Annotated in this window: 19 protein-coding genes and 1 pseudogene; 8 read left to right on the forward strand and 12 right to left on the reverse strand. The window is 61.9% G+C overall.

Annotation, left to right across the window (positions count from 1 at the left end; genetic code table 11):
* Positions 1-7: 7 nt before the first annotated feature.
* Entirely contained in the window at positions 8-1,174 is a 1,167-nt protein-coding gene (locus ACZ1HA_RS10245; RefSeq protein ID WP_472713779.1) for a zinc ABC transporter substrate-binding protein, read from the reverse strand.
* 80 nt (positions 1,175-1,254) lie between these two features.
* Between ACZ1HA_RS10245 and ACZ1HA_RS10250 the strand changes: the two genes are divergently transcribed.
* Genes ACZ1HA_RS10250 through ACZ1HA_RS10260 form a run of 3 tightly spaced genes read left to right on the forward strand, consistent with a single transcriptional unit; the run spans position 1,255 to position 3,289 of the window.
* The gene (locus ACZ1HA_RS10250; protein WP_472713780.1) at positions 1,255-1,737 is read left to right on the forward strand and encodes a Fur family transcriptional regulator; all 483 of its coding nucleotides are present in this window, start codon (positions 1,255-1,257) and stop codon (positions 1,735-1,737) included.
* Entirely contained in the window at positions 1,734-2,504 is a 771-nt protein-coding gene (locus ACZ1HA_RS10255) for an ATP-binding cassette domain-containing protein (protein WP_472713781.1), read from the forward strand. The genes ACZ1HA_RS10250 and ACZ1HA_RS10255 overlap by 4 nt, the downstream gene beginning before the upstream one ends.
* Positions 2,504-3,289, forward strand: a complete 786-nt coding sequence (locus ACZ1HA_RS10260) for a metal ABC transporter permease (RefSeq protein WP_472713782.1) — start codon at positions 2,504-2,506, stop codon at positions 3,287-3,289. The genes ACZ1HA_RS10255 and ACZ1HA_RS10260 overlap by 1 nt, the downstream gene beginning before the upstream one ends.
* Before the next feature lie 2 nt (positions 3,290-3,291).
* On the opposite strand, the gene ACZ1HA_RS10265 is transcribed toward ACZ1HA_RS10260, so the two are convergent.
* The 11 genes and pseudogenes from ACZ1HA_RS10265 to ACZ1HA_RS10315 all read right to left on the reverse strand — a co-directional run bounded on the left by ACZ1HA_RS10265 (position 3,292) and on the right by ACZ1HA_RS10315 (position 14,173).
* Positions 3,292-3,687, reverse strand: coding sequence for a RidA family protein (locus ACZ1HA_RS10265; RefSeq protein ID WP_472713783.1), 396 nt, complete (start codon positions 3,685-3,687; stop codon positions 3,292-3,294).
* 28 nt (positions 3,688-3,715) lie between these two features.
* Positions 3,716-4,405: an ABC transporter ATP-binding protein gene (locus tag ACZ1HA_RS10270; protein ID WP_472713784.1), complete on the reverse strand. Its 690-nt coding sequence runs from the start codon at positions 4,403-4,405 to the stop codon at positions 3,716-3,718.
* Positions 4,402-5,157 carry an ABC transporter ATP-binding protein gene (locus ACZ1HA_RS10275; protein ID WP_472713785.1) on the reverse strand — a complete coding sequence of 252 codons (756 nt, stop codon included), beginning with the start codon at positions 5,155-5,157 and terminating at the stop codon, positions 4,402-4,404. Before ACZ1HA_RS10275 ends, ACZ1HA_RS10270 begins: the two co-directional genes overlap by 4 nt.
* Positions 5,150-6,093 (reverse strand): annotated as a pseudogene (locus ACZ1HA_RS10280) (branched-chain amino acid ABC transporter permease). Before ACZ1HA_RS10280 ends, ACZ1HA_RS10275 begins: the two are co-directional and overlap by 8 nt.
* Before the next feature lie 40 nt (positions 6,094-6,133).
* Positions 6,134-7,051 carry a branched-chain amino acid ABC transporter permease gene (locus tag ACZ1HA_RS10285; protein ID WP_472713786.1) on the reverse strand — a complete coding sequence of 306 codons (918 nt, stop codon included), beginning with the start codon at positions 7,049-7,051 and terminating at the stop codon, positions 6,134-6,136.
* Positions 7,052-7,140: 89 nt separating this feature from the next.
* Complete coding sequence (locus ACZ1HA_RS10290; protein ID WP_472713787.1) at positions 7,141-8,289, reverse strand: ABC transporter substrate-binding protein; 1,149 nt, start codon at positions 8,287-8,289, stop codon at positions 7,141-7,143.
* A gap of 71 nt (positions 8,290-8,360) precedes the next feature.
* The gene (gene kynU, locus ACZ1HA_RS10295; RefSeq protein ID WP_472713788.1) at positions 8,361-9,551 is read right to left on the reverse strand and encodes a kynureninase; all 1,191 of its coding nucleotides are present in this window, start codon (positions 9,549-9,551) and stop codon (positions 8,361-8,363) included.
* The gene (locus ACZ1HA_RS10300) at positions 9,552-10,373 is read right to left on the reverse strand and encodes a tryptophan 2,3-dioxygenase (RefSeq protein WP_472713789.1); all 822 of its coding nucleotides are present in this window, start codon (positions 10,371-10,373) and stop codon (positions 9,552-9,554) included. It abuts the gene before it with no gap.
* Positions 10,370-11,989 carry an AMP-binding protein gene (locus tag ACZ1HA_RS10305; RefSeq protein ID WP_472713790.1) on the reverse strand — a complete coding sequence of 540 codons (1,620 nt, stop codon included), beginning with the start codon at positions 11,987-11,989 and terminating at the stop codon, positions 10,370-10,372. The genes ACZ1HA_RS10300 and ACZ1HA_RS10305 overlap by 4 nt, the downstream gene beginning before the upstream one ends.
* 330 nt (positions 11,990-12,319) lie before the next feature.
* Positions 12,320-13,378 carry an ABC transporter ATP-binding protein gene (locus ACZ1HA_RS10310; RefSeq protein WP_375230607.1) on the reverse strand — a complete coding sequence of 353 codons (1,059 nt, stop codon included), beginning with the start codon at positions 13,376-13,378 and terminating at the stop codon, positions 12,320-12,322.
* Positions 13,379-13,381: 3 nt separating this feature from the next.
* Positions 13,382-14,173, reverse strand: coding sequence for an IclR family transcriptional regulator (locus ACZ1HA_RS10315; RefSeq protein ID WP_436399094.1), 792 nt, complete (start codon positions 14,171-14,173; stop codon positions 13,382-13,384).
* Between the two features lie 215 nt (positions 14,174-14,388).
* Here ACZ1HA_RS10315 and ACZ1HA_RS10320 point away from each other — a divergent pair, with 215 nt between their 5' ends.
* From ACZ1HA_RS10320 to ACZ1HA_RS10340, 5 genes are all read left to right on the forward strand, one after another.
* Positions 14,389-15,645: an ABC transporter substrate-binding protein gene (locus tag ACZ1HA_RS10320; RefSeq protein WP_472713791.1), complete on the forward strand. Its 1,257-nt coding sequence runs from the start codon at positions 14,389-14,391 to the stop codon at positions 15,643-15,645.
* A gap of 122 nt (positions 15,646-15,767) precedes the next feature.
* On the forward strand, positions 15,768-16,691 hold the full coding sequence (locus tag ACZ1HA_RS10325) for a carbohydrate ABC transporter permease (RefSeq protein WP_375230605.1): 924 nt from the start codon (positions 15,768-15,770) through the stop codon (positions 16,689-16,691).
* 1 nt (position 16,692) lies between these two features.
* Positions 16,693-17,541: a carbohydrate ABC transporter permease gene (locus tag ACZ1HA_RS10330; protein ID WP_472713792.1), complete on the forward strand. Its 849-nt coding sequence runs from the start codon at positions 16,693-16,695 to the stop codon at positions 17,539-17,541.
* The gene (locus ACZ1HA_RS10335; protein ID WP_472713793.1) at positions 17,538-19,622 is read left to right on the forward strand and encodes an alpha-galactosidase; all 2,085 of its coding nucleotides are present in this window, start codon (positions 17,538-17,540) and stop codon (positions 19,620-19,622) included. Before ACZ1HA_RS10330 ends, ACZ1HA_RS10335 begins: the two co-directional genes overlap by 4 nt.
* Positions 19,623-19,665: 43 nt before the next feature.
* Positions 19,666-20,436 (forward strand): SDR family NAD(P)-dependent oxidoreductase, encoded by a 771-nt coding sequence (locus ACZ1HA_RS10340; RefSeq protein WP_472713794.1) that lies wholly within the window; start codon positions 19,666-19,668, stop codon positions 20,434-20,436.
* Positions 20,437-20,442 lie beyond the last annotated feature (6 nt).

Below are 20,442 nucleotides of genomic sequence, written 5' to 3' on the forward strand. Positions count from 1 at the left end.
GGGCATATCAGCTGCTGCCGAGGCAGTCTGTCAGCGCGTCCGCAATGTTCTGCAGCATGTCCGGGTAAAAGGCAGGACCCGGCTCGAAACCGGCGCCGGTCGGGCTGGCCGTGGCGATACGCAGCGCGCCGTCCGTGGTGAGCGCATCGATCAGCCCCTCGCCCGATGCGGGATCATTCAGCGCACAGGTGGCTCCGGTGCGCTCCACTGTCTCACGCACTTCGGCCAGATGACCGGCGCTGGCCGGGCCATCATCGGCGAGCGTGATCGCGCCAACTGCTGTTACTCCAAAGCGCGCCTCGAAATAGTGATAGGCGTCATGCGTGACGACGAAGGGTTTATCCGCAAAGGGGGTCAGTTGCTCTGAAATCGCGGCCTGCTGAGCCGTCAGTTCCACAGCGGCCTTGCGTGCATTTTCAGCATAGAGATCTGCATTCTCAGGATCCTGTTCGGACAGAATGGCGCTGATATGTGTCAGCCAGGCTTGCGCGTTTGCAGGGTCGAGCCACAGATGCGGGTCGGTGCTGCCGTGATGGGCGTGACCCTCGTGCCCGGCGTGGTCATCGCCGTGATCATCGTGGTCGTCGTGACCGGCTTCTTTGTGCTCTTTGTCATGATCATGTTCGTCGTGATCGTGACCTTCGGCCTCATCATGATGCTTGTCATGGTCATCATGTTCATCGTGCGCATGATCATCATGCGCGTCGTGGTCATGATCGTCGTGTTTTTCGGCCGCGTGATCCCCGTCATGATCGTCATGGCCGTGGTCATCATGTTTGTCGGCGCCGTGATCGTCGTGGGCGTGATCGTGGGCTTCAAAATTCTCGCCCTCGCGGAACTCCAGCAGCACCATGCCGGGCGCTTCGGTCAAAGACACATGCCGGGCATCGCCGGCCAGTGTTTCAACGGGACCTTCGAGCCAGGGGGTCAGCTCCGGGCCGATCCAGAACACAACATCGGCCCGCGACAGCGCGCGTGCCTCAGAGGGGCGCATGGCATAGGCATGGGGCGAGGCACCGGGCGGCACCAGCAGATCAGGCGACCCCGCACCTGCCATCACCTGCGCCACCAGACTGTGTACGGGGGCAATGTCTGTCACTACGCGCGGCGCTTCGGCAAATGCAGCACCGGCAATCATAAGCCCACCGGCTGTCAGGACAGAAAAACGCATCATAGTACCCCCTTGTGAATAACGCAGAGGTCCCGTAACAGGGATGTTATAACATATCAATCGCAAATCTGACGGAGGCATCCATGCCAGCCAGAGGTTTCCCGTGCCACAACCATGATGACTGCATGTCAGACATGATTGCCCGGGCAGAAGCACGCTGCAAAGAGCTGCGCCTGAACCTGACGCCGGTGCGCCGCAGGACACTTGAAATCCTGCTGGACGAGCACCGTGCAATCGGAGCTTATGATCTGCTGGCGCGGCTGGCGGCAGAGGGCCTGGGCTCGCAGCCACCCGTCGCCTACCGCGCGCTTGATTTCCTGGTGCGTGCAGGTCTGGCACACAAGATCGAGGCGCTGAACGCCTATGTCGCCTGCACCCACAGCGGCGGCGATCACGCCCCTGCCTTTCTGATCTGCCGCGGCTGCAATTCCGTGGCCGAAGCCAATACAGCCCCGGCTGCGGGCCGCCTTGACAAGGCCGCGCAGGAGGCCGGATTTCAGATTGAACGCACGGTGGTTGAAGCCCAGGGTCTCTGCCCGGAATGCCAGCCGGATCACGCCGCATGAGCGCGCTGCTGGAGACACGGGACCTCAGCCTTGCCTATGGCGGGCAGACGGTCCTGCGCGACGTGAACCTGAGCATCGCGCCGGGTGAGATCGTCACAATCGTGGGGCCGAACGGGTCTGGAAAATCCAGCCTGATCCGCGCCTGTATCGGCGCGCTGGCCCCGGCTGTGGGCACGGTGACAAGGGCCAGAAAGCTGAAGATCGGTTATGTGCCGCAGTCGCTGGCCATTGACGCAACTCTGCCGCTGACGGTGACCCGGTTTCTGGGCCTGCCCCGCCGGATTTCACCGGCGCGCGCAGAGGAAGTTCTGGCGGAGGCGGGCGTGCCCGGTCTTGGCAAGAGGCAGATGCGTGATCTGTCCGGTGGTCAGTTTCAGCGGGTGCTGCTGGCGCGCGCCCTGCTGGACGCGCCTGATCTGCTGGTGCTGGATGAGCCGACGCAGGGCCTTGATCAGCCCGGATCGGCCGCGTTTTATCAGCAGATCGCCACCGTCCGCCAGGAAACGGGCTGCGCGGTGCTGATGGTCAGCCATGACCTGCATGTCGTAATGGCCGCGTCCGACCGGGTGCTCTGCGTAAACGGTCACATCTGCTGCGAGGGCACGCCGGAGATCGTGGCAAGCGCCCCGGAATACCGCGCTCTCTTTGGCACGGGCACCCGTGGCGCGCTGGCGCTTTACCGGCACGAGCACAGCCACAGCCATGGCCCGGACTGCGATCATGATCACGCGCCTGCAGGGCCTGCGAAACGCGAGGCAGCTGAATAATGCTTGACGATTTTATGGTGCGCGCGGCCCTTGCCGGGCTGGGCGTGGCGCTGGCTGCGGCCCCGCTGGGATGTTTTGTGATCTGGCGGCGCATGGCCTATTTCAGCGATGCCACCAGCCATGCGGCAATCCTGGGCGTGGCCCTGGCGCTGTCGCTTGAACTGCCCATAACGGGTGGCGTTCTGATGATGGCCATGGCCATGGCGCTGGGGCTGACGGTCCTTGCCGGGCGCGGTGTCAGCAGTGATTCCCTGCTGGGCGTTTTTGCGCATGCGGCACTTGCGCTGGGGCTGGTGGCGGTGTCGCTGGTACCGGGGCTGCGCGTGGATCTGATGGGCTATCTGGTGGGCGATATTCTGGCCGTCTCAAAAGGCGGGCTGGCACTGATCTGGGGCGGTGCGGCGGTTGTCACAGCGCTTATGGTATGGCGCTGGTCGGCACTGCTGTCTGCCACGCTCAGCCCGGATCTGGCACAGGCCTCGGGCGTCAATCCGCGCCGGGAACAGCTGGTGCTGACACTGGCGCTGGCGGTGACAGTGGCGGTGGCGATCAAGGTGGTGGGCGCCCTGCTGATCGCGGCATTGCTGATCATCCCGGCGGCGGCGGCAAGACCGCTGACCCGGACACCGGAAGCCATGGCGGTGGTTGCCATGCTCATCGGCGGGGCATCTGCCCTGGGCGGATTGCTGGTCTCTTTTGCGATGGATACGCCCACCGGCCCGACCATCGTGAGCCTCGCCGCAGTGGTTTTCTGTGCCACGCAGGTGATGCCCCGGCGCGCCTGATCTCAGGCGATAACGGCGGTGGCCTCAATCTCGACCCGGGCATCGTCCTCAACGAGGCCTGCGACGACGACCATGGTCATCGCCGGGAAATGCCGCCCCATCACATCGCGGTAGGCGGCACCAACCTCTCCCTGGGCGGCGAGGTATTCTTTCTTGTCCGTCACGTACCAGGTCAGGCGCGTGATATGTTCAGGCGCACCGCCGGCCGCCTCGACCACCGCGCGGATATTCTGCAGCGCCTGGCGCATCTGGCCGATGAAGTCATGCGCTTCAAACACCTGATCCGCGGTCCAGCCGATCTGGCCGCCCACATAGAGCGTGCCATCCGCGCAGAGCACGCCGTTGGCATAGCCTTTGGCAGCTTTCCAGCCGTCGGGGTGAATGATCCGGTGGGCCATCAGAGGCTCCTTTCAGATGAGCGGCGCGTTACACGCCGAGATACTGGTCGGCCAGCGCGGGGCTGACATCACTCATGGCACCGGCCCAGACGGAGGTGCCGCGTTCAAGAATAACGGCACTGTCCGCCACCTGGCGCAGTTCCGAGAGGGATTTGTCGACCAGCAGAATGGCCATGCCTGTTTCAGATCTGAGGCGGCGCACAGCGCTCCAGATTTCCTGGCGGACCACGGGCGCCAGACCCTCTGTCGCCTCATCAAGGATCAGCAGACGCGGGTTTGTCATAAGGGCGCGGCCGATGGCCAGCATCTGCTGTTCGCCGCCCGAGAGTGAGGCCGCCATCTGGTCCCGGCGTTCCTCAAGGCGCGGGAAAAGCCCGGCCACGCGCCGGAAATCCCAGTCGCCCGGCCGGGCCGCGGCAATCAGATTTTCATGCACGGTGAGGTTCGGAAAACAACGGCGTCCTTCGGGCACGAGGCCCAGCCCGAGGCGCGCGGCCCTGTGCGGCGGCAGGCCGGCGATGTCACGCCCGTCAAAGGTGACGCTGCCGCCGCTGTGCCCCAGCAGCCGGCAGATCACTTTGACGGTTGTCGATTTGCCCATACCGTTGCGGCCCATGAGGGCGCAGACCTCACCTTCGGCCAGTGCCAGATCGACACCGAAAAGCGCCTGTGCGGGGCCGTAGGAAGCGGTAACACCTGTGAGGCTGAGAAAGCTCATGCGGGGGCCTCCTCGCCCAGATAAGCTTCGCGCACTTCTGCGTTGCTGCGGATTTCAGCGGCGGTGCCGGTGGCAATGATACGCCCGTAGACCAGCACGGAAATGCGGTCTGCGAGGGCAAATACCGCATCCATATCGTGCTCAACGAGCAGGATCGGCGCCTCAGAGCGCAGCCGGTCGAGGAACCCGGTGAGTTTCTGCGATCCGTCTGTGCCCAGACCGGCCATCGGTTCATCCATCAGAAAGGCGCGCGGTTTCAGGGTCAGTGCGACCGCCACCTCCAGCAGGCGGCGCTGGCCATGGCTGAGCTCCGCGGTGCGGCGGGCAGCAAGATCGCTCAGCCCCACACGGGCCAGTGCCTCTTCGGCGGCAGCGCGCAGGCGCTGGTCTTTCATGACCGGCCGGAAGAACCGCCAGACGGAGCCCGCCTGCCCCAGCGCGCCCAGCATCGCGTTCTGCAGCACGGTATATTCCATCGCCAGCGCGGAAATCTGGAACGTGCGCCCCAGCCCGGCACGCGCCCGGGCTGCCGTGGGCAGCGCGGTGATGTCGCGCCCGTCAAAGAGGATCCGGCCTGCATCAGGTGCCAGCCCGCCCGCGATCTGTTTGATCAGCGTCGATTTGCCCGCCCCGTTGGGCCCGATCAGCGCGTGGATCTCGCCCGGCACCAGTGTCAGCGAGACATCGTCAGTGGCCTTGAGCGCGCCGAACGACTTGTTCAGCCCCTCGATGCGCAGCAGCGGTTCAGTCATGCGCCACCTCCCGGCCCGCCAGCGCGCCGATGATACCGCCACGCGCAAAGAGCACGACGAGCAGCAGCAGAAGGCCCAGGTAGACGTGCCAGAAGTCGCTGATGCCCCCCAGCACATGTTCCAGCAGAATAAAGAGTGCCGCCCCCGCCACCGGACCAAAGAGCCGCCCGACGCCACCCAGAATAATAAAGATCATGATCTCGCCGGAGGTATGCCAGCTGAGCATGGTCGGGCTGACAAAACGGTTCAGATCGGCAAAAAGCGCCCCGGCCAGCGCCGTGACAGCACCCGAGATGACAAAGGCCACCAGCCGCAGCCGGTAGGGCGACAGACCCACGGTCTCGACCCGGTCGGCATTCTGACGCGCGGCACTGAGCGCGAGACCAAAGGGGGATGTGGCCAGCCGCCCTGCCCCCAGAGCACCAGCGCCAGGATCACAAAGGCGATGATGAAAAACTGGATGGGATCGAGCGTATTCATGCCCGGAAAACCGTTGCGCACCCAGATCGACAGGCCGTCTTCGCCACCGTAGGCGGGCCAGCTGATCGCGAAATAGTAGAGCATCTGCCCGAAGGCGAGCGTGATCATGATGAAATAGACGCCCGAGGTGCGCAGGCTGAGCGCACCGATGGCCAGCGCCGCCAGCGCGCCGGTGATCACCGCCACCAGCCAGATCACCGGCATGGATTTGGTGCCTTCGATCAGGAAAGGCGCCTCCATCAGCGGGGTGAAACTCTGCGCGTGACTGGCCAGAATGCCCATGGCATAGCCGCCGATCCCGAAAAATGCGGCATGGCCAAGGCTGACAAGCCCGCCCAGACCCAGCGCGATATTGAGGCCCACGCCCGCCAGCGCCAGGATCGCCACCTTGGTCGCAAGCGTGATGATAAAGGGCTCATTCAGCATCAGCGCCGCACCCGCCGTAACCGGCAACATGGCAAAGAGGATAAGGTTGATCAGGGAGCCGCGGGTCATGTCATTTGCCCCCGTAAAGGCCCGTGGGCCGGAAAAGCAGCACACCCGCCATCAGGATATAGATGGACATGGACGCCAGCGATGAGCCGATGGCCGTGGCCGCCGACGGCTCCATGAAGGTTGCGAAAAAACCGGGCAGCAATACGCCGCCCAGCGTGTCCGTCAGCCCCACCAGCAGCGCGCCCACAAGCGCCCCTTTGATCGACCCGATGCCGCCGATCACGATGACCACAAAGGCCAGGATCAGCACCGGCTCGCCCATGCCCACCTGCACCGACTGGATGGCCCCGACCAGCGCGCCGGCGAGCCCCGCCAGTGCGGCACCCAGGGCGAAGACAATGGTGTAGAGCCCGGAGATATCGACACCAAGGGCTGCGATCATTTCCCGGTCGCTTTCACCCGCCCGGATGCGGATGCCGATGCGCGTACGGGCAATCAGCTGGAAAAGACCGATAGCGACGATAAGGCCGACACCGATGATCACCAGCCGGTAAAGCGGGTACTGGATGCCGCCCGGCAGCATCACCGGCCCTGCGAGCGCAGCGGGAATGTCCAGAAAGAGCGGGAATGAGCCAAAGATCCAGCGGGTGCCTTCGGAGAAAATCAGGATGAGTGCAAAGGTGGCCAGCACCTGATCAAGGTGATCGCGGTCATAGAGCCGGCGGATCACGGTCAGTTCAACCACTGCCCCGGCCGCGGCGGCAGCCACCAGGCTGGCAATCAGGGCGAGCACGAAAGACCCCGTTGCCCCCGCCACAGCCGCCGCCGCAAAGGCCCCGATCATATAGAGCGAGCCATGCGCCAGATTGATCAGCCCCATTACGCCGAAAATGAGCGTAAGCCCGGCGGCCATCAGAAAGAGCATCACACCGGACTGCAGCCCGTTGAGCACCTGTTCGATAAGCAGAATGGTTGACATGAGGGGTGCGCTCTCTGGCCCGCGGACGCGGGTGTTTCGATGCGTGGGGTAAAATGCCGCCCGCGGGTGACCCACAGGCGGCGGTCAGGTCAGTAGCTGCAGTCCGCGGCGTAGGCGTCGCCGTGGTCTGTCAGGCTGGCGCCGATGATTTTGTTGGTGAAGACGTCACCCTCTTTGATCACCTCGCGGACATAGAAGTCCTGCACCGGATGCTGGTTCGGCCCGAAGGCGAAATCGCCGCGCACGGAGTCGAATTCAGCTGCTGCGAGGGCTGCACGGAAGGCGTCTGCGTCGCTGACATCGGCTTTGGCCATAGCGCTCAGCAGCAGGTTCGCGGTGTCAAAGCCCTGGCTGGCATAAAGCGACGGCAGCCGCCCGTATTCGGCCTGAAAGGCGTCGACAAAGGCCTTGTTGGCCGCATTGTCGATGTCCTTGTTCCACTGGCTGGTGTTTTTCACACCCAGGGCTGCCTCGCCCACGGCCTGCAGGATGCCCTGGTCAAAGCTGAACGCGGGGCCGACCACCGGCAGGTCAACGCCGGAACCTGCGTATTGCTTGAGGAAAGAGATCCCCATGCCGCCCGGCAGGAAGAAGAAGACCGAATCCGCACCGGATGCCCGGATCTGGGCGATCTCGGCGGCATAGTCGGTCTGGCCCAGTTTGGTGTAGACCTCGCCGGCCAGATCACCGCCATACATGCGTTTGTAACCGGTCAGCGCGTCCTGCCCGGCGGGGTAGTTGGGTGCCAGGATAAAGGTGTTTTTGTAGCCTGCATCATTGGCGTAGGCGCCCGCCGCCTCGTGCAGGTTGTCGTTCTGCCAGGCCACATTGAAATAGAGCGGATGACAGCCCTTGCCTGCCAGCGCCGAGGGACCAGCGTTGGGCGAGAGGTAAAACTTGCCCTGTGCCGTCGCCGCAGGCACCACGGCCATCGCGAGGTTGGACCATATGATGCCGGTCATCACGTCCACTTTTTCGGACTGGATCATCTTGTCGGCCAGCTGCACCGCGATTTCCGGTTTACGCTGGTCGTCCTCGATGACCACCTCCAGATTGTCGTTGCCGGCCATTTTGGCGGCGAGCATAAAGCCGTCGCGCACGTCAATGCCGAGGCCGGCGCCCCCGCCCGACAAGGTGGTGATCATGCCGACCTTAACCTTGCCCGCATGGCCGTCCGCCATTGCCAGGCTGCCGGCGGCGGCAAGACCTGCCGCCAGTACCAGTGATCTGAGTTTCATCCCATTACTCCCATGTTCCGGACCCGTTCCGGCCCTTTTTGTGTGGTGCCTGCTGCACCCTGATTGCCGCGTCAGGTGACCCTGTTGCGTGTTCTGAATGTCGGGTTATCCCAGAGGCGATCCTGCATGACCCGCGCGATACGTTCCACCGCAATTTCAACATCCGCCTTATCGAGATAGAGCGGCGTGAAGCCAAAGCGCATGATGTCGGGCGCCCGGAAGTCGCCGATGACGTCTTCGTGGATCAGCGCCTGCATCGCCGCGTATCCGTGTTCAAAGCGGAAAGACACCTGACTGCCGCGTATTGCCGGATCGCGCGGGCTGACCAGTTCAAGCTGTGGGGCTGCCGCTTCGACACCGGCGATAAACTGTTCCTGCAGGGCGACGGACGCTGCGCGCACGTCCTGCATGTCGATGCCTTCCCAGGCCTTCATTGCAAACTCCAGCGCAGCCATTTGCAAAACCGGCGGCGTGCCCACACGCATGCGCTCGATCCCCGCACCCGGTTGGTAATTCAGCATAAACTCAAAGGGTTGTTCATGTCCCAGCCAGCCGCTGAGCGCGGGATCAATACTGTCTGCGAGATCCGGCCGGACGTAGATGAAGGCGGGCGCGCCCGGACCCCCGTTGAGATATTTGTACGTGCACCCCACGGCCAGTTCTGCGTAGCTGGCGGCCAGATCGACGGGAATGGCGCCTGCAGAATGCGCCAGATCCCAGATCATCACGGCCCCTGCCGCATGTGCCCGCGCGGTCAGCCCGTTCATGTCATGCATCCGGCCAGTGCGGTAATCGACCTGCGTCAGCATAACCGCCGCCACGTCATCGCTGATCGCACTTTCGACCTCTTCGGGCGCGACGGTTCTCAGCTCATAGCCCTGATCGAGCGTGCGGATCAGGCCCTCGACCATATAGAGATCCGTCGGGAAGTTGCCGGTGTCCGACAGAATAACCCGGCGGTCCGGACGCATTTTCAGCGCGGCAGCAACGGCCTGGTAGACCTTGATCGACAGGGTATCCCCCATCACGACAGAACCCTGAGGCGCGCCGATCAGCCGGCCGACGATGTCCCCCACGCGCGAGGGCTGTTCCATCCACCCGGCTGCGTTCCAGCCTTTGATCAGCAGGTTGCCCCATTCGTCCTGCAGAACGGACGCCAGGGCGTCAGGCACAGCACGGGGCAGCGGGCCAAGCGAATTGCCATCGAGATAGACGACGCCTTCAGGAATTTGAAACAGGTTTTTTCTTGTAACCTCAGACATCTACAGCACACCTCTCACGTGCCATAACTCGGGGAAAAGCTCTACCTCAAGCATCCTGCGCAGGTATCCCACGCCAGAGGTTCCGCCCGTCCCGCGTTTGAAGCCGATCACACGCTCGACGGTGGTCACATGGTTGAACCGCCACCGGCGGAAGTAGTCTTCCAGATCCACAAGTTTCTCCGCCAGTTCGTAGACATCCCAGTATGTTCCGGGGTCTTCATATATCTTCTTCCACTGAAGCTGAACCGCGTCGCTGGAGACCCAGGCCGTGTCGGCTGCCGGGCCTGAAAGGTCCTCTTCACCAAGCCGTTTCGCCATGAACGAAAGCGCCACCTGATAGAGACTGGCCCGCGCAAGTTCATCATCAAGTCGCTGCCATGCGCCCGCGTCCGGCTGATGCAGTTGCATCAGCTTCCGGTTGCGGTTGCCCAGCAGAAATTCGATCAGACGGTACTGATGTGACTGAAATCCCGAGGAATTTCCGAGGGCAGGACGAAATGCGGTATATTCGCTGGGCGTCATTGTGCGCAGCACATCCCAAGCGCTGTTAAGCTGCTCAAAAATGCGGGCGACCCGCGACAGCATCTTGAAAGCCGGCCGCAGATCACCTGTTGCGATGGCCTCACGCGCAGCCTGTAATTCGTGAACCGCGAGCCGCATCCAGAGTTCTGACGTCTGGTGCTGAACGATAAACAGCATCTCATCATGGGCATCCGAACGCGGATGCTGGGCGTCAAGAACGGACTGCAGCCGCAGGTAATCCCCATAGGACATGTCCTGCGAGAAATCCATTTTTGCACCGGACGCGGGGTCGTCAGTCATGCGCCTGACCGCAGGGCAAAACGCTGGATCTTACCCGTTGCCGTCTTGGGCAGAGCCTCTGTAAAGCGCACATCACGCGGGTACTTATATGGCGCAATCTTTACCTTAACATGCTCCTGCAATTCCTTGACCATGTTATCATTTCCTTCCCCGCCGTCATTCAGAACAACATGTGCCTGAACGATGCTGCCGCGGGCCTCATCCGGCAAGCCGACGACGGCGCATTCCCGCACCGCAGGGTGCGACAGCAATGCGGCCTCCACTTCGGGCCCCGCGATATTGTAGCCTGACGAAACGATCATATCATCGTTGCGGGCGGCGAAATGCAGATAGCCGTCGGCGTCCATGGAAAAACTGTCTCCGGTGATGTTCCAGCCGTCCGAGACATAGCCCGCCTGACGGTCATCTGCCAGATAGCGGCACCCGGTGGGCCCGCGCACAGCGAGCCGGCCGACTGTGCCCCGCGGGACCTCCCGGCCTTCGGCGTCGACGACCTTTGCCTCGTAGCCGGTGATCGGCTTGCCGGTGCAGGCCGCGCGGTGGTCGTCGAACCGGTTGGAGATGAAAATATGGAGCAGCTCGGTCGCGCCGATCCCGTCCAGCATTGGCTTGCCTGTTTTCGCCTTCCAGTCTGCATAGACCGGCGCAGGCAGCGTTTCCCCGGCAGACACGGCGGCACGCAGGCTGGAGAGATCCGCGCCCTCTTCCATCGCGGCAAGCATGGCGCGGTAGGCTGTGGGCGCCGTGAAACAGACCGTAGCGCGGTATTTTTCGATGATCTCGATCATATTCGGGGGCGACGCGGCTTCGAGAAGCGTTGCCGCGGCCCCGAACCGAAGCGGGAAAATCGCGAGGCCACCCAGCCCGAAAGTAAAGGCCAGCGGCGGAGAGCCGACAAAAACATCCTCGGGCGTGACGCCCAGCACTTCGTGGGCATAGCCATCGGCGATGATCAGCAGGTCACGGTGGAAATGCATCGTGGCCTTGGGCGCGCCCGTTGTGCCGCTGGTGAACCCCAGCAGGGCGACATCGTCCTGAGCGGTGTCGGCGACATCGAACCTGACCGGTTTTTCCAGCGCCAGGCGATCCAGTTCGGCGTCATGGTTTGAGGTGCCGTCAAACCCGACCACAGATTTCAGAAAGCTGCTGGTTTTGGCACAGGCCGTCAGTTCGTCCATCAGACGTGTGTCACAGAGCGCGTGGCTGATTTCCGCCTTGTCGACGATGGCCGACAGCTCGCCTGCGCGCAGCATTGGCATGGTGTTCACAACAACGGCGCCCGCTTTGGTCGCCGCCAGCCAGCAGGCCACCATGGCCGGGTTGTTGGCGGAACGGATCAGCACCCGGTTGCCGGGTTTCACGCCCAGATCAGAGACCAGTGCATGCGCCAGGCGGTTGGTCCAGTCAGAGAGTTCCTTGTACGTGCGCCGCCGGCCGTTGCCGATCAGCGCAGTGTGATCACCGAACCCTTTGTCGACCATGGCATCGGTCAGTTCTGCGGCGGCATTCAGCCGCTCAGGATAATCAAAACCGTCGAGAAGGAGGTCCGGCCACTGGTCACCGGGCGGCAGATTTTCCCGGGCAAAGCTGTCCGTATGTCCCGATGGGTGCATCACTGATCCCCGGCCGTGTTGCAGGCGGGATACGTGCGGGGAGAGGCGTGACAGTCCGGCTCTGGCAAACAGCAGGCTTGTACATATCCTGCTTTTTTACCACCCGAAATGCCCGACTGCTGCCTGAAACAGTATATTTTTCGACAAATTAGCGCGGCCACAGGCTCTGCACCACAAAGATGCGGTTCAGGGTGAAAAGACAAAGAGTTCAGCATTGCTCATCCCTCTGCAGCGCGCAGCTGAGCCGCGCCCGATGCCTCAGACGTTAGGATGAGTCGCAAAATGCTTCAAGGGAAAATATTTTAAACCTAAAATATTTTCCCTTTCACGAAATTATCTGATCCGCGCTTCGGTTTTGCTGTCGAAGATCATCGCGCGGCGCGCCTCGAATGTGACATCAACCGTGTCACCTTCGCTTGCGCGCTCATCGCCCCGCTCCTCAACGATGATCCGCTCTCCGGTGGGCGTATCAAGGTGCAGGTAGGACACACCACCCAGCGCCTCCGAAAGCTCCGCCTTAAGCGCACCCTGCCCCATCTGCACTTCCAGATGCTCGGGCCGGATGCCCAGGGTAACGGCTGTTCCGACCGCGGGCAGGGTTGCCTCAACCGCGACCGTCCGGCCCAGACCGGGCACATCGACACCACCTTCCGCCACAACACCATTCAGGAAGTTCATCGCAGGCGATCCGATGAAGCCTGCCACGAATTTGTTGTCCGGGTTGCGGTAGAGTTCCAGCGGCGCGCCGACCTGTTCGATGTTACCGGCCCGCAGCACCACGATCTTATCCGCCAGCGTCATCGCCTCAACCTGGTCGTGCGTCACATAGATCATCGTGGCGCCGATATCCTTGTGCAGACGGGCAATCTCAACCCGCATTTCCACCCGCAGTTCCGCGTCGAGGTTCGACAGCGGTTCGTCAAACAGGAACACCTCGGGGCCGCGCACGATTGCGCGCCCGATTGCAACCCGCTGGCGCTGACCACCGGAGAGCGCCTTGGGCTTGCGGTCCAGATACTGGTCCAGCTTGAGGATATCAGAGGCCTTCTGCACCTTTTCATCGATCTCGGCCTTCGGTACGCCGTTCATTTTGAGACCGAAACCCATGTTATCCTTGACCGACATATGCGGATAAAGCGCGTAGGTCTGGAACACCATGGCCACGCCCCGCTCGGACGGGTCCATATGGGTCACATCCCGCGTGCCGATGTGGATCTGGCCGTCGCTTGTTTCCTCAAGACCGGCGATCATGCGCAGCAGCGTGGACTTGCCGCAGCCTGACGGGCCGACAAAGACGCAGAACTCGCCGTCCTCAATCTGCAGATCGATCCCGTGGATCACCTGCACGTCACCGTAGCGCTTGATGGCCTTCTGAAGCGTGACACCTGTCATGGTTTACGTCCCTGTGTTTTGCAAAAATGAATCTGGGAACCGCCAGGCCTGCGCATCGCGCGCGATGGTCTGTGCCACAGAGGCAAGCCGGGGCGCGAGGGCCTCCAGCCGGTTCAGTGAAGTCGTTCTGGTGGATCCGGTGACCGACAGCGCACCCAGCACACGGCCCTGATCGGTCAGGATCGGATAGGCAATACAGATGATGCCGGGTTCATGTTCTTCGTCGTCAAAAGCATAGCCGCGCGACCGGATATTCTGCAGTTCAGCGCAGAGCGTTTCCCGCGTGGTCAGTGTGCGGTCGGTAAAACGGTGGAAAGACTGCTGGCGCAGCACGGGTTCCAGATCCGCTTCGGGCAGGAAGGCAAGCATCGCCTTGCCGACGCCGGTACAATAGGCCGGGCCAACCTTGCCCGCGTCGGAATACATCTCAACGGGCTGGGCCGCATTCCGCTTGTCAACATAGAGCACCTGCGCGTGGTCCATCTGTGCCAGGTGCACGGTCTGGCCGACCTCGGCGCTGAGCTGGTCCAGCATCGGGCGCGCGATCGGCGCGAGACTGCTCTGGGTCCATGCCGCATGCGCCAGACGTACCAGCCGCACGCCCAGCGCGTAGGTCTGGTTGTGCGAATCGTATTCCAGCATGCCCTGTGATGTGAGTGTCTGGAGAAACCTGTAGAGCGTGGCCTTGGGAAAGCGGCTTTCCGCCAGCAGGGTTGCAAAGCGCACGGGGCGGCCATAGGCGGCCACCTGATCCAGTACATCCAGTGCTTTGCCGACCGTGCCGTCCCCCGACATGCCAGGCACCTCCCTTATCCTGCCCCGCCCGCAGCGCCGGCGCGCTGCAGCCTCCCCGGGGCGACTTTCTTTCCCGGAAAAACCAGGAAGAGTGTTGACAGTGTAGGCAGAGTGCAGTGTAGTTTTCAATATATAAAACTTGGTTTCAAATAATGGAACACATTATCAGGAAACCGGGGGGACCAAAACCGCAAACGTACCTTAGGGAGGACACCATGCGTTTCACCACCAAATCCATGCTCATGGCACTGGCAGGCTCGACGATGCTTGCCGGCGCTGCGTCAGCCGAGCTGACGGGCGAGCTGAAGATCTTCCTCGACACCTCCAACCCGGCACCGCGTGCCACGATGGAGCAGATGATCGCGGACTTCGGCGCAGAGCATCCGGGCCTGGAGATCTCGACCACCGTGATCGACCGCGAAGCCTATAAAACACAGATCCGTAACTTTCTGACAGCAGACAGCCCGGACGTGGCGACGTGGTATGCGGCCAACCGCATGACCCCCTATGTCAGCGCGGGTCTCTTTGAGGACGTATCCGACCTCTGGGCCGAGCCTGAGATCGCAGAGAACCTGGCATCGACCAAGGGCGCGATGACCATCGATGGCAAGCAGTGGGGCGTCCCCTACACGTACTACCAGTGGGGCATCTACTACCGCAAAGACATCTACGAGAACCTCGGCCTGAACGAGCCGGCGAACTTCGACGAGATGAAGTCCAACTGCCAGGCGATCATTGATTCGGGTGCCAAGTGCTACACAATCGGCACCAAGTTCCTGTGGACTGCCGGTGGCTGGTTTGACTATCTGAACATGCGGACCCACGGTTTCGATTTCCACATGGAACTGGCCCAGGGCAACGTGAAATGGACAGACGACCGCGTCAAAGAGACCTTCGCCAACTGGCGTGAGCTCATCGACATGGGTGCATTTGTCGACAACCACCAGAACTACTCCTGGCAGGAATCGCTGCCCTTCATCGTGAACGGCGAAGCCGCGGCGATCCTGAAGGGTAACTTCGCTGTGGCACCGCTGCGCGAAGCAGGTCTGGACGACAGCAAGCTGGACTTCTACCAGTTCCCGGCGATCAACCCGGACGTTGAACTGGCAGAAGACGCGCCGACGGACACGTTCCACATCCCGGCAAACGCCTCCAACAAGGAAGCCGCGCGTGAATTCCTGCGCTTTGTGGTTTCCGCAAACGTTCAGACAACCATCAACAACGGTGCAAACCTCGGCCAGCTGCCGGTGAACGCGCAATCCGCTGTGGATGACGACAAGTTCCTGAACGAAGGCTTTGAGATGCTGAGCACCAACAGCCCTGGTGGCGTTGCCCAGTTCTTTGATCGCGACTTCCCGGCCGAAATGGCTGCTGAAGCGATGCAGGGTCTGCAGGAATTCATGGTCTTCCCGGACAACCTGGACGACATCCTGGCCCGTCTCGATAAAGTTCAGGAGCGGGTTTACAAGTAATCCGCTTCCGGCCCGGGCGCTTCGGTGCCCGGGCCCACCGCTGACCGGCGCAGCCGCCAGCGCGGGCCCGCCCTGCCCGCTTTGCCGCCTGTCCCGTAGCCACTCTGGGAGGAGAACCCGCCATGACCGATACGCCGGCACAACAGGTCGCCGCACCACAGCGCAGCTGGTACAAGCGAAATGAGATCGCCGTGACGCCATGGCTGTTTCTGGCGCCTGCGATACTGTTCTTTGCGTTTTATGTGATCTGGCCGATCTATCAGTCGATCGCGATCTCGTTCTATGACTGGGACGGTCTGGGCGAGGCACGTTATGTCGGCATGGCCAACTATGCAGAGCTCATGGACGACAGCGCTTTTGAGGTCTCCCTCTGGAACAACCTCAAATGGCTGCTCTTTTATCTGCTGGCCATCCCGGGCGGATTGTTCATTGCACTTTTCCTGAACCAGACGGTCACAGGCATCCGCATCTATAAGTCGCTGTTTTTCTTCCCGTTTGTGCTGTCTCAGGTTGTCGTGGGCCTCGTTTTCTCCTGGTTTTACCTGCCGAATGAGGGGCTGCTGAACAATATCCTGGGCGTTGTGGGGCTGGGCCCGGTCAACGTGCTGGGTGACCCGACGATGGCCACCTATGGCATCATCGCAGCCGGCCTCTGGCCGCAGACTGCATATTGCATGATCCTTTATCTGACCGGCCTCAATGCGGTTGATCCCGAACAGATTGAGGCGGGCCGCCTGGACAATGCCAAGGGCTGGAAGATGCTGTGGTACATCATCATCCCGCAGCTCAAGCCGGCAACATTCATCGCCTTTGTGGTGACCATCATCGGTGCCCTGCGCTCCTTTGACCTCATCTCCATCATGACCAACGGCGGGCCTTTCGGGCAGACGCGGGTGCTGAGCTTTTACATGTTCGAAAAAGCGCTCAGCGAATACGGGTTCCGCATGGGATACGGTGCAGCCATCGCTGTTGTGCTCTTCCTGATCATGCTGGTCTTTATTGCTTACTTCCTGTGGTCCATGTGGTCCGAAGAGAAGGGACGCTGATATGTTTCCGACACCTATCGAAAAAACACCCCGTTCCTGGCAACTGACCTATCAGTCGCTGCTGCCGCTGGCGCTGATCATGTGGCTGCTGCCGCTGATTGCTGTGGCCGTCTTCTCGATCAAACCGGCGGTGGACTTCACGCAGGGCAACTACTGGGGACTGCCGTCTTCCTTCGAGCTCTTCGCGAACTACGGTCAGGTCTTCTTCAACTCTGATATGCCGCGCTACATGCTGAACTCTGTGTTCATCACGGTGCCCACCGTCATCGGTGCGGTGGCACTTTCCTGTCTCGCGGGCTTTGCGCTTGGCGTTTACAAATTCAAGGCAAACATCTGGATCTTCTTTATGTTTGTGGCGGGCAACTTTGTACCCTTCCAGATCCTGATGGTGCCGGTGCGCGACCTGACGCTGGACATGGGTCTTTACAATACCAAGACGGGGCTGGTGCTCTTTCACGTGGCCTTTCAGACCGGGTTCTGCACGCTCTTCATGCGTAACTTCATCCGTGCGCTGCCTTATGAACTGATCGAGGCGGCCCGCGTTGAGGGCATCGCTGAGTGGAAGATTTTCTGGTACGTGGTCATTCCGCTGATGAAGCCGGCGATTGCAGCCCTCAGCGTGCTGATCTTTACCTTCATCTGGAATGACTACTTCTGGGCCGTGGTGCTGACCCAGGGGCCGGAAAGCCAGCCGGTCACAGCGGGGATCACCAGCTTTAACGCGCAGTTCCGCGCAGCCTACCACCTGATGAGTGCGGGTTCGATCGTGGCCGCCCTGCCGCCGGTGCTGATGTTCTTCCTGATGCAGAAGCACTTCATCGCGGGTCTGACCCTGGGGGCCGTAAAGTGACACAAAGCTGGCGGCTGGATGACGAGCGTCAGACACTGGCGCTCGCCTCTACCGGTGGGCTGTGCCCACAGGTGATTTACTGGGGAGCCCCCCTGCCCGCATCCGAAGATCTGACCCAGCTGGTGCAGACCGCCACGCTGGACGTGACTGGCGGCATGCTGGATGAAAACCCGGATCTGTCCATCTGTCCCGAAGCTTCTCGCAGCTTCCCGGGCCAGCCCGGGCTGGTCGTGCGCGACGAGGACGGCACGCCACTGCTGCCCAAGTTCCGCCTAAGGGAAGTGACCGAAGACCCCCAGCAGCTGACCGTGACCTGCGAAGACACCGCCAACCGGCTGACCTATGAAGCCCGGTTCGCGCTGGATCCCGAAACACACGTGATCGAGATGAGCGCGCGGCTTCATGCTGACCGGCCGCTGCATCTGCACTGGCTGTCCGCACCGGTTCTGCCCGCGCCACAGCACTCGGACGAGATGATCGACTTTGCCGGTCGCTGGTGCGGTGAATTCCAGATGAACCGCACGGCCTGGTCGCCAGGAATCCGGTACCGAGAGAACCGCACAGGCCGGACGGGGCACGAACACTTCCCGGGTCTGATGATCCCGGCCCGCGGTGCGACCAACGCCACGGGAGAAACCTTTGCATTTCACTATGGCTGGTCCGGCGGGCACAGGATGATCGCGGAAGAGTTGCCAGACGGGCGCCGGCAGATCCAGTTCGGCCATGCCGCACGTATGGAGACCGCACCGGCCACCGAATTCCGCACCGCACCGCTTTATGCGGTTTATTCCTCTGATGGTCTGAATGGCTGTGCCGTCTCCTTCCAGCGCCATCTGCGCGACCGGATCGTGACCTGGACCGACAGCGGCCGCCCGCGCCCGGTGCATTACAACTGCTGGGAAGCCGTCTATTTCGATCACGACCTGCCCAAGCTGAAGGACATCGCGACCCGTGCGGCCAGCCTTGGCGCGGAACGCTTTGTGCTGGATGACGGCTGGTTCGGTCAGCGCGATGATGACACCTCAAGCCTGTCGGACTGGGAGGTCGACCCGCGCAAATATCCCGACGGGCTGGGACCGCTGATTGATCATGTACACGCCGAGGGGATGACCTTTGGCATCTGGTTCGAGCCGGAGATGATCAACCCCAACAGCAACATCCACCGCGCGCATCCCGACTGGGCCCTGGGGTCCGAGGATCAGATCCTCGGGCGTCAGCAGAAGGCTCTGAATATGGCGCTGCCCGAGGTGCGTGATTTCCTCTATGACCGCATCGCAGCGCTGCTTGCCGCGCATCCAATTGACTACATCAAATGGGACCACAACCGCGTCCTGCCGATGCCGGATGCCGCACAGACACGTGGTTCATACGCGCTGATCGACCGGCTGCGGGGAGACTTTCCGCATGTGGAAATCGAAAGCTGCGCCTCGGGTGGCGGGCGGATCGATTTCGGCATTCTGAGCCGCACCCAGCGTGTCTGGCTGAGCGACAGCAACGATGCGCTGGAACGGCTGATCATGCAGCATAACGCGGCGCTCTACCTGCCCTCTGCCGTCACAGGCAGTCACGTGGGGCCGCGCCACTGTCACACGTCGGGCCGCACGCTTGACATTGAATTCCGCGCCTGGGTCGCCGCCCAGCGGCACATGGGGTTCGAAATGGACCCGCGCGAACTGACCGACCATGAGGCAGGCGTGCTGCGCCACGTCACCGCATGGTGGAAAGAGAACCGTGACTGGATGTATGATGCGGATATTCTGCGGCTGGATGCGTCGGATGCATCAGTGATTGCCGAACAGCAGCAGGCCCGCGATGGCAGCCGTTTCGTGGTTTTTGCCGGTAAATCCGGCACGTCGCCACAGATTGCGCCCCGCCCGCTGCGGATGACGAGGTTGGACCCACAGGCGCACTACGAGATCAGCCTTGTGAACCGCGCGTCTGCTCCGGCGCTGTCGCGGGGCAGACTGAAACTGAAAGACGGTGCCGTAACTCTGACCGGGACGGCGCTGATGCACAACGGGCTGACCCTGCCCTGGCATTTTCCTGAAACCATGTGGGTGCTCGAAGGGCGGCGGCTCTGAACGCCTGACCGTCTTTCCGGCCCCTGAAAACCAAGGCTCTACAATGACCCAGACCGCAACATTTCATGATCTGAAAGGCGCCTCTGTCTATATCACTGGCGGCGGGTCCGGCATCGGTGCCGACCTGACGGACGGATTTATGGCACAGGGCGCACAGGTTGCCTTTATCGGACGCTCGGACGCCAGCGCCTTTGTCGCTGAGATGACTGAAAAACACGGTCGCGCGCCGCTGTTTTTTCAGGGCGATATCACTGACACAGACCGGCTGCGCAGCACCATTGCTGAGGCCGCCGAGGCGCACGGTCCCGTTCAGACGCTGGTTTCCAACGCGGCAAATGACAAACGCCACAACTGGCTGGAACTGACACCGGACGAATGGGACAGCCTGCTGGCGGTGAACCTCAAGGCCTATCTCTTTGCCGCCCAGGCGGTTGCACCGGGGATGATTTCCCGCGGCGCCGGATCGATCATCAATTTCAGTTCGATCAGCTATATGATGGGCAATGCGGGGTACCCCGCCTACACCGCCGCCAATGGTGGCATCACCGCGATGACCCGCAGCCTTGCGCGCGAACTGGGCCCTGACGGGGTGCGCGTGAATGCGCTGGCACCTGGGTGGGTTCTGACCCAGAAACAGCTGGACAAATGGGCCACGCCCGAAGGTCTGGCTGCACATCTCGAGCGCCAGTGCCTGAAGACGCACCTGGTGCCGCAGGATATTGTGGATGCGACGCTGTTTCTGGCATCCGACACCAGCCGCATGATGACAGGCCAGTGTATGGTTGTTGACGGCGGCGTGGTAACAACCGGATAAGCAGCG

Source organism: Roseobacter sp. S87 (assembly GCF_055693285.1).

Coding starts and splice junctions, on each gene's coding strand:
- ACZ1HA_RS10245 (WP_472713779.1), bottom strand. CDS start 1,174: ATGATGCGTTTTTCTGTCCTGACAGCCGGTGGGCTTATGATTGCCGGT.
- ACZ1HA_RS10250 (WP_472713780.1), top strand. CDS start 1,255: ATGCCAGCCAGAGGTTTCCCGTGCCACAACCATGATGACTGCATGTCA.
- ACZ1HA_RS10255 (WP_472713781.1), top strand. CDS start 1,734: ATGAGCGCGCTGCTGGAGACACGGGACCTCAGCCTTGCCTATGGCGGG.
- ACZ1HA_RS10260 (WP_472713782.1), top strand. CDS start 2,504: ATGCTTGACGATTTTATGGTGCGCGCGGCCCTTGCCGGGCTGGGCGTG.
- ACZ1HA_RS10265 (WP_472713783.1), bottom strand. CDS start 3,687: ATGGCCCACCGGATCATTCACCCCGACGGCTGGAAAGCTGCCAAAGGC.
- ACZ1HA_RS10270 (WP_472713784.1), bottom strand. CDS start 4,405: ATGAGCTTTCTCAGCCTCACAGGTGTTACCGCTTCCTACGGCCCCGCA.
- ACZ1HA_RS10275 (WP_472713785.1), bottom strand. CDS start 5,157: ATGACTGAACCGCTGCTGCGCATCGAGGGGCTGAACAAGTCGTTCGGC.
- ACZ1HA_RS10285 (WP_472713786.1), bottom strand. CDS start 7,051: ATGTCAACCATTCTGCTTATCGAACAGGTGCTCAACGGGCTGCAGTCC.
- ACZ1HA_RS10290 (WP_472713787.1), bottom strand. CDS start 8,289: ATGAAACTCAGATCACTGGTACTGGCGGCAGGTCTTGCCGCCGCCGGC.
- kynU (WP_472713788.1), bottom strand. CDS start 9,551: ATGTCTGAGGTTACAAGAAAAAACCTGTTTCAAATTCCTGAAGGCGTC.
- ACZ1HA_RS10300 (WP_472713789.1), bottom strand. CDS start 10,373: ATGACTGACGACCCCGCGTCCGGTGCAAAAATGGATTTCTCGCAGGAC.
- ACZ1HA_RS10310 (WP_375230607.1), bottom strand. CDS start 13,378: ATGACAGGTGTCACGCTTCAGAAGGCCATCAAGCGCTACGGTGACGTG.
- ACZ1HA_RS10315 (WP_436399094.1), bottom strand. CDS start 14,173: ATGTCGGGGGACGGCACGGTCGGCAAAGCACTGGATGTACTGGATCAG.
- ACZ1HA_RS10320 (WP_472713791.1), top strand. CDS start 14,389: ATGCGTTTCACCACCAAATCCATGCTCATGGCACTGGCAGGCTCGACG.
- ACZ1HA_RS10325 (WP_375230605.1), top strand. CDS start 15,768: ATGACCGATACGCCGGCACAACAGGTCGCCGCACCACAGCGCAGCTGG.
- ACZ1HA_RS10330 (WP_472713792.1), top strand. CDS start 16,693: ATGTTTCCGACACCTATCGAAAAAACACCCCGTTCCTGGCAACTGACC.
- ACZ1HA_RS10340 (WP_472713794.1), top strand. CDS start 19,666: ATGACCCAGACCGCAACATTTCATGATCTGAAAGGCGCCTCTGTCTAT.